Annotated in this window: 6 protein-coding genes; 3 read left to right on the top strand and 3 right to left on the bottom strand. The window is 65.8% G+C overall.

Annotated features, from left to right (window positions below):
* Positions 1-108 precede the first annotated feature (108 nt).
* Entirely contained in the window at positions 109-1,254 is a 1,146-nt protein-coding gene (locus AC1VAN_RS06765; protein ID WP_170919619.1) for a mechanosensitive ion channel family protein, read from the top strand.
* A gap of 74 nt (positions 1,255-1,328) precedes the next feature.
* Here the strand turns inward: AC1VAN_RS06765 and AC1VAN_RS06760 are convergent, their stop codons facing one another.
* The 3 genes from AC1VAN_RS06760 to typA are packed head-to-tail and all read right to left on the bottom strand — an operon-like array spanning position 1,329 to position 5,319.
* Complete coding sequence (locus AC1VAN_RS06760; RefSeq protein ID WP_032977435.1) at positions 1,329-2,951, bottom strand: amidase; 1,623 nt, start codon at positions 2,949-2,951, stop codon at positions 1,329-1,331.
* Positions 2,952-2,992: 41 nt separating this feature from the next.
* Positions 2,993-3,460 carry a DUF2127 domain-containing protein gene (locus AC1VAN_RS06755; RefSeq protein ID WP_025879438.1) on the bottom strand — a complete coding sequence of 156 codons (468 nt, stop codon included), beginning with the start codon at positions 3,458-3,460 and terminating at the stop codon, positions 2,993-2,995.
* Positions 3,461-3,471: 11 nt separating this feature from the next.
* The gene (typA, locus tag AC1VAN_RS06750; RefSeq protein ID WP_480985512.1) at positions 3,472-5,319 is read right to left on the bottom strand and encodes a translational GTPase TypA; all 1,848 of its coding nucleotides are present in this window, start codon (positions 5,317-5,319) and stop codon (positions 3,472-3,474) included.
* A 239-nt stretch (positions 5,320-5,558) separates the two neighbouring features.
* Here typA and AC1VAN_RS06745 point away from each other — a divergent pair, with 239 nt between their 5' ends.
* The gene (locus tag AC1VAN_RS06745; protein ID WP_480985511.1) at positions 5,559-6,050 is read left to right on the top strand and encodes a peptidylprolyl isomerase; all 492 of its coding nucleotides are present in this window, start codon (positions 5,559-5,561) and stop codon (positions 6,048-6,050) included.
* A gap of 126 nt (positions 6,051-6,176) precedes the next feature.
* Positions 6,177-7,163 carry a malate dehydrogenase gene (locus AC1VAN_RS06740; protein WP_025879435.1) on the top strand — a complete coding sequence of 329 codons (987 nt, stop codon included), beginning with the start codon at positions 6,177-6,179 and terminating at the stop codon, positions 7,161-7,163.
* The last annotated feature ends 49 nt before the right edge of the window (positions 7,164-7,212 follow it).

The raw sequence follows: 7,212 nt of genomic DNA, 5'->3' as shown, positions 1-7,212 counted from the left end.
GGGCGCAGCCCTGCCGAACACCCCCGCCTACATTCTGCTTACGAACGACTGACATTGTGCTCATGGTGCATGGGCCACGCTGTAGCTCGGTGTTTACAGCGAGGATGCATGGTGGTCTGGCAACAGCTGCAGCAGTACCTGTGGCCGATCGGCAGCGCCCTGGTGGTTGGCGGCCTGGGGGCTTGGGCCGTACTGGCCCTGTACCGTCGCCTTCGCGGGCGTGACCGGCGCCGTGCGCGCATTGGCCGGGTGATCGGACCGCCGCTGGCTCTTGCACTGCCCGTGCTGTTGCTGGTTCCGGCGCTGCAGACCACGCCATTGCCGGAACACACGCTCGATCAACTGCTGCGCGTGCTGCACATCGCCCTGACTGCCTGCTTCATCTGGTTGCTGGTGCGCGGCGTTGCGGCGGGTGAGCGGGCGATCCTGCGCAGCCACCCGATCGATGTGTCGGACAACCTTGAAGCGCGCCGCATCCAGACCCAGACGCGAGTGCTCAGCCGCGTGCTGATGGGCGGCATCATCGTGCTCGGTGCTTCGCTGGTGCTGCTGACCTTCCCGATGGTGCAGAAGATCGGCACCGCACTGTTGGCGTCGGCGGGCCTGATCGGCCTGGTGGCGGGTATCGCCGCCAAACCGGTGTTCGGCAATCTGATCGCGGGCCTGCAGATTGCGGTGACCCAGCCGATCCGGCTCGATGATGTGGTGATCGTCGAGGGCGAATGGGGGCGCATCGAAGAGATCGGCAGCAGCTACGTGGTGGTGCGCATCTGGGATGAGCGGCGGATGGTGGTGCCGTTGACCTGGTTCATCGAGCACCCGTTCCAGAACTGGACACGACGCAGTGCCGACCTGCTGGGTACGGCCTTTCTGTGGCTGGACTACCGTGCGCCGATCGCGGCGATACGTGCCGAGCTGGAACGCATCTGCCAGGGCCAGCCGCTGTGGGATGGACGGGTGTGCGTGACGCAGGTGACCGAGACCAGCGAGCGCGCGATCCAGGTGCGGCTGCTGGTCAGCGCGCGCAGTTCCGGTGATGCATTCGACCTGCGCTGCCTGGTGCGCGAACGCATGCTGGATTTCCTCGCACGCGAACATCCGCAATCGTTGCCGCAGGTGCGCGCGCGCCTGCAGCGGGACGATGAGCTGGATATGCCGCGGATGCGGCGTGCAGGCAGCGCCGATGTGCGTTCACCCGGTGCGGAGGATGGTGAGGCGGCCATCGCGCCGGCGGAGCCGCGCCCGGAATGGTAGCGCCGGGCCATGCCCGGCGGATTGCAGAGTGCCGCTGCGCTCGCCGGCACGGCCCGGCGCTACCATCCATTGGGTCAGGGGTCGCCGGATTCGATCAAGGTATCGGTATCGAAGTGCGGTGGGCGCCGGGCGCGCGTGCGCTGCTCATACGCGTAGGCCATCTCGATCAACTTCGGCTCGCTCCAGGCCGTGCCCATGAACAACAGCCCCGCAGGCAGGCCATCGATCTGGCCCATCGGCACGCTCAGGCTGGGGTAGCCGGCGACGGCGGCGACGCTGTAGCTCTCGCCGGGGAAGTCATCGCCGGTGCTGCGCAGGGGCCAGGCCACACCGGTCGTCGGTGCGACCAGCGCATCCAGCTTCTGCGATGCCAGCACGGCGTCGATGCCTTCCGGGCCCGCCAGTCGCCGCGCATCGCTGCGCGCGCGGATGTAGACGGGATCGCCCAGGCCTGGAGTCGCCTGGGCTTCCTGCAGCAGCTCCTGGCCGAACAGGCCCAGTTCCTGGCCTTTGTGCGCCTCGTTGAAGGCGATCAGCCCGGCCAGGCTGCGCAGTGGCGCCTGGTAGGTGTTGAGGTAGCGCTCCAGACCCGCCTTGAATTCGTACAGCAGGACGATGCGCTCGGCATCGGCCCAGGCGCCCTGGTTGGGTAATTCCACCGGTACCACCACGGCGCCGGCTCGGCGCAGTTCAGCGACAGCCTGTTCAACCAGCGGTGGCATCCCGCGATATTTCAGCAATGGTGTCTGCAGCAGGCCGATGCGCTTGCCGCGCAGGCCCTGYGGATCCAGCCGTGCGGTGTAGTCGTAGACTGCGCGGCCGGGCATGGTCGCAGTGGCGGGATCGGCGTCATCGCGGCCAGCGATGGCGGTCAGCACGGCGGCGGCGTCGGCGACGCTGCGGGTCATCGGGCCCGCGGTGTCCTGGCTGAAGGAGATCGGGATGATGCCTTCGCGGCTGACCAGGCCGACGGTCGGTTTCAGGCCGACCACGCCGTTGATCGCTGCGGGGCAGACGATGCTGCCATCGGTTTCAGTGCCGATGGCCACGCTGGCCAGGTTGGCGGCCACGGCCACCGCGCTGCCGCTGCTGGAGCCGCAGGGTGAATGACTGAGGCGGTAGGGATTGCGGGTCTGGCCGCCGCGCGCGCTCCAGCCGGAGATGGAGTCGTTGCCGCGGAAGTTGGCCCACTCGCTGAGGTTGGTCTTGCCCAGCACCACTGCGCCCGCTTCGCGCAGGCGGCGGACTAGGTAGGCATCGCCAGGGCGGAAGCCCTGCAGGGCCAGCGAGCCGGCACTGGTGGCCATCGGTGCGGCGTTGATGTTGTCCTTCAGCAGGATCGGGATGCCATGCAGGGGGCCGCGCAGGCGGCCGGCACGGCGCTCCTGGTCGCGCTGTGCGGCTTCCTTGAGGGCATCGGGGTTGAGTTCGATCACCGCGCGCAGGCGTGGCCCGGTGCGGTCCAGGGCGGCGATGCGCTTGAGGTAGGCGCCGGTCAGGGTGACGCTGTCGAGCTCACCGGCGACCATCCGCGCCTGCAGGTCGGAGACTTCGGTCTCGGCGTAGGGGAAAGGCATAGAACTGTTGCCGGGTTCACCGGCATGCGCGGTGGACGCGGCCGGGCTGCAGCCAGCAGCGAGCCCCGCAGGCAACGCGGTGATCAGGAAGGACAGGAGGGGCGGCAAGGACAGGCGCATGGGGCAGCTTCGACGGCTCCGATCCCCAGTGTAGCGGCTGCTCAGCGACGGCGCTTGCGCAGGTCGCGCGCCAGCACGTAGACGACGATCAGGTTGATCGCCAGCACCGTCCACGAGGCCCAGCCGGGATGGCGGACGATCGCGTAGATGTCGAAGGGCAGATAGATGGAGGCGGTCAGGCAGCCCAGCCAGGAAGCCCATGCCTTGGCTTTCCAGAGGCCCCAGGCCTCGACCAGGTGCAGCAGGCCGTAGCCGATCATCGCCGCCGCAGCCAGGTGCACCGCGTCGGGACTGATTGCATTCAACAGCGAGGGCAGGGTGCCGTGATCCGGGTCCAGGCTGAAACGCCGGATCAGGGCATTGACGCCGTCGCGAAGCGGCTGCGGGCCGAGGATTTCCAGCCCGGTGGCCGCCAACAACGCCAGCATCGCCTTGCTCGCTTCGAGCAAGGCGATGACATGGAGGCCCGGATGCCGGTGTGGATCCGGGTTGTAGCCGTTCTGGCTCACGGTTCGCTGGATCAGCCGCCGCGCGAGTTCTTCTTGCGGTCGCTTTCGGTCAGGAACTTCTTGCGCAGACGGATCTCCTTCGGGGTGATCTCGACCAGCTCGTCGTCTTCGATGAAGTCCAGGGCCTGTTCCAGCGAGTACTTGATCGCCGGGGTCAGCTGGATCGCATCGTCCTTGCCCGAAGCGCGCATGTTGGTCAGCGGCTTGGTCTTGATCGCGTTGACGGTCAGGTCGTTGTCCTTGGAGTGGATGCCGACCAGCTGACCTTCATACACGTTGTCGCCTTCAGCAGCGAACAGCTTGCCGCGTTCCTGCAGCGGGCCCAGCGAGTACGCGGGGGTGGTGCCCGGCGCATTGGCGATCATCACACCGTTGATGCGCTTGGCGATGGCGCCCTGTTCCTTCGGACCGTAATGGTCGAACACGTGGAACAGCAGGCCCGAGCCCTGGGTGAGGGTCTTGAACTCGTTCTGGAARCCGATCAGGCCACGGGCCGGGATCWGGTATTCCAGGCGGACACGGCCCTTGCCGTCCGATTCCATGTTCTTCAGCTGGCCCTTGCGGGTGCCCAGCTTTTCCATCACGCCGCCCTGGTGGACTTCTTCGATGTCCACCACCAGCTGCTCGATCGGCTCCATGGCCTGGCCGTCGATCTGCTTGATGATCACTTCCGGGCGCGACACGGCCAGCTCGTAGCCTTCACGACGCATGTTCTCGATCAGCACCGACAGGTGCAGTTCGCCACGGCCGGAGACCAGGAACTTGTCGGCGTCTTCCAGCTGTTCGACCTTCAGGGCCACGTTGTGGACCTGCTCGCGGTCCAGGCGGTCCTTGATCTGGCGGCTGGTCAGGAACTTGCCACCGGACAGGTCCTTGTTGCCGGCGAACGGCGAGTTGTTGACCTGGAAGGTCATCGAGATGGTCGGCTCGTCGACGGTCAGTGCCGGCAGGGCTTCCGGGGTTTCCGGGTGGCACAGGGTGTCGGAGATGGTCAGCTCCGGAATACCGGAGATGGCGACGATGTCACCGGCTTCGGCGGTGTCCTGCTCGATGCGCTCCAGGCCCAGGAAGCCCAGCACCTGGGCAACCTTGCCGTTGCGCTTCTTGCCTTCACGGTCGATCACCGCGACCTGCATGTTCTTCTTCAGGGTGCCGCGCTGGATGCGGCCGATGCCGATCACGCCCACGAAGTTGTTGTAGTCCAGCTGGCTGATGCGCATCTGGAACGGACCTTCCGGGTCCACTTCCGGCTTCGGCGCGTGCTGCATGATCGCTTCGTACAGCGGGGTCATGTCGCCGTCGCGCACGGTGTCTTCCAGGCCGGCGTAGCCGTTCAGGGCCGAGGCGTAGACGATCGGGAAGTCCAGCTGCTCATTGGTGGCGCCGAGCTTGTCGAACAGGTCGAAGACCTGGTCGATCACCCACTCCGGACGCGAGCCCGGACGGTCGACCTTGTTGACCACGACGATCGGCTTGAAGCCCATCGCGAAGGCCTTCTGGGTGACGAAGCGGGTCTGCGGCATCGGGCCGTCCATCGCGTCGACCAGGATCAGCACGGTGTCGACCATSGACAGCACGCGYTCGACYTCRCCGCCGAAGTCSGCGTGTCCSGGGGTGTCGACGATGTTGATCCGGTTCTTGATACCGGTCTTCTTGTCTTCCCAGGTGATGGCGGTGTTCTTGGCCAGGATGGTGATGCCGCGTTCCTTTTCCTGGTCGTTGCTGTCCATCACGCGCTCGGCGAGGACGGTACGCTCGGACAGGGTGCCGGACTGCTTCAGCAGCTGGTCGACCAGGGTGGTCTTGCCATGGTCGACGTGAGCGACGATGGCGATGTTGCGAAGGTTTTCGATGGACATACGAAAGGGGGCCAGTCGGCGCCGGATTTGGAAAAAGAAGTCCAACATTATACGTCGAACTTGACGATTGGCGAAAACCTGGATTTCAGGACCGCTGAGGCCCCCATTCAGCCTGCCCCCCGGCGCTGCCCGTCCGCAGGCTGAAGACCCTGTCTGCGCACATGGTCGAAGCCGCCCATGCCACGGGGGAGGTGTATCCTTATGGGGCTGATTACACACCCCGCATCCCAAGGATCTGCATGTCCCTCATCGCCACTTTCGACACCACCCAGGGCCCGATCAAGGTCGAGCTGTTCGCCGACAAGGCGCCGCTGACGGTCGCCAACTTCGTGAACCTGGTCAAGCGCGGCTTCTATGACGGCCTGATCTTCCACCGCGTGATCCCCGATTTCATGATCCAGGGCGGCTGCCCGCAGGGTCGTGGCACCGGCGGCCCGGGCTACAAGTTCGAAGACGAGAAGAATGGTGTGAAGCACCAGATCGGCTCGCTGTCGATGGCCAACGCCGGCCCGRRCACCAAYGGCAGCCAGTTCTTCATCACCCACATCAAGACCGATTGGCTGGACGGCAAGCACACSGTGTTCGGCMAGGTSCTGGAAGGCCAGGCGATCGTYGATTCGGTCAAGCAGGGCGACGTGATCCATTCGATCACCCTGGAAGGCGACACCGACGCYSTGCTCGCCGCCCAGGCAGAGCGCGTGGGTGAGTGGAACAAGATCCTCGCCGCCTGATCCAATACCCGGACGGCCCCCTGCAGAGGGGGCCGTTTCCATGTTGCGGCCGCCCCGCCAGGCCTGTCCCCGCCCGCGCGGCCATCTCCCACAACGCTACTTAGCTTCTTAGCAGAGGAAATCCCCATGAAAGCACCTGTTCGTGTTGCCGTGACCGGCGCCGCCGGCCAGATCGGCTACGCCCTGCTGTTCCGTATCGCCTCCGGTGAAATGCTGGGCAAGGACCAGCCGGTCATCCTGCAGCTGCTGGAGCTGCCGGTCGACAAGGCCCAGGCCGCCCTGAAGGGCGTGATGATGGAGCTGGAAGACTGCGCGTTCCCGCTGCTGGCCGGCATGGTCGGTACCGACGACGCTGAAGTCGCCTTCAAGGACGCCGACATCGCCCTGCTGGTCGGCGCACGTCCGCGCGGTCCGGGCATGGAGCGCAAGGATCTGCTGCTGGAAAACGCGAAGATCTTCACCGCCCAGGGCGCCGCACTGAACAAGGTCGCCAAGCGTGACGTGAAGGTSCTGGTSGTCGGCAACCCSGCCAACACCAACGCCTACATCGCCATGAAGTCGGCGCCGGACCTGAACCCGCGCAACTTCACCGCCATGCTGCGCCTGGACCACAACCGTGCGCTGAGCCAGCTGTCGACCAAGCTCGGCAAGCCGGTCGCCGGCATGGAGAAGCTGGTGGTGTGGGGTAACCACAGCCCGACCATGTACCCGGACTACCGTTTCGCCACCGCCGATGGTGCGTCGATCGCCGATGCGATCAACGACCAGGAGTGGAATGCCAACACCTTCATCCCGACCGTCGGCAAGCGCGGCGCGGCGATCATCGAAGCCCGCGGCTCGTCCTCGGCMGCTTCGGCSGCCAACGCMGCSATCGACCACGTSCGTGACTGGGTSCTGGGCAGCAACGGCAAGTGGGTCACSATGGGCGTGCCGTCCGACGGTTCCTACGGCATTCCGGAAGGCGTGATCTTCGGCTTCGCGGTCACCACCGAGAACGGCGAGTACACCCTGGTCAAGGATCTGCCGGTCGACGACTTCAGCCAGAAGTACATCGACAAGACCCTGGCCGAGCTGGAAGAAGAGCGCGCCGGCGTCGCCCACCTGCTGGGTTGATGCGGTCGGTGCCGGCACCCTGCCGGCACCTTTCCATCAGGATAGGTAC

This window comes from Stenotrophomonas sp. 05L44_2 (genome assembly GCF_056665995.1).
This window is presented reverse-complemented; position numbering and strand designations above follow the sequence as displayed.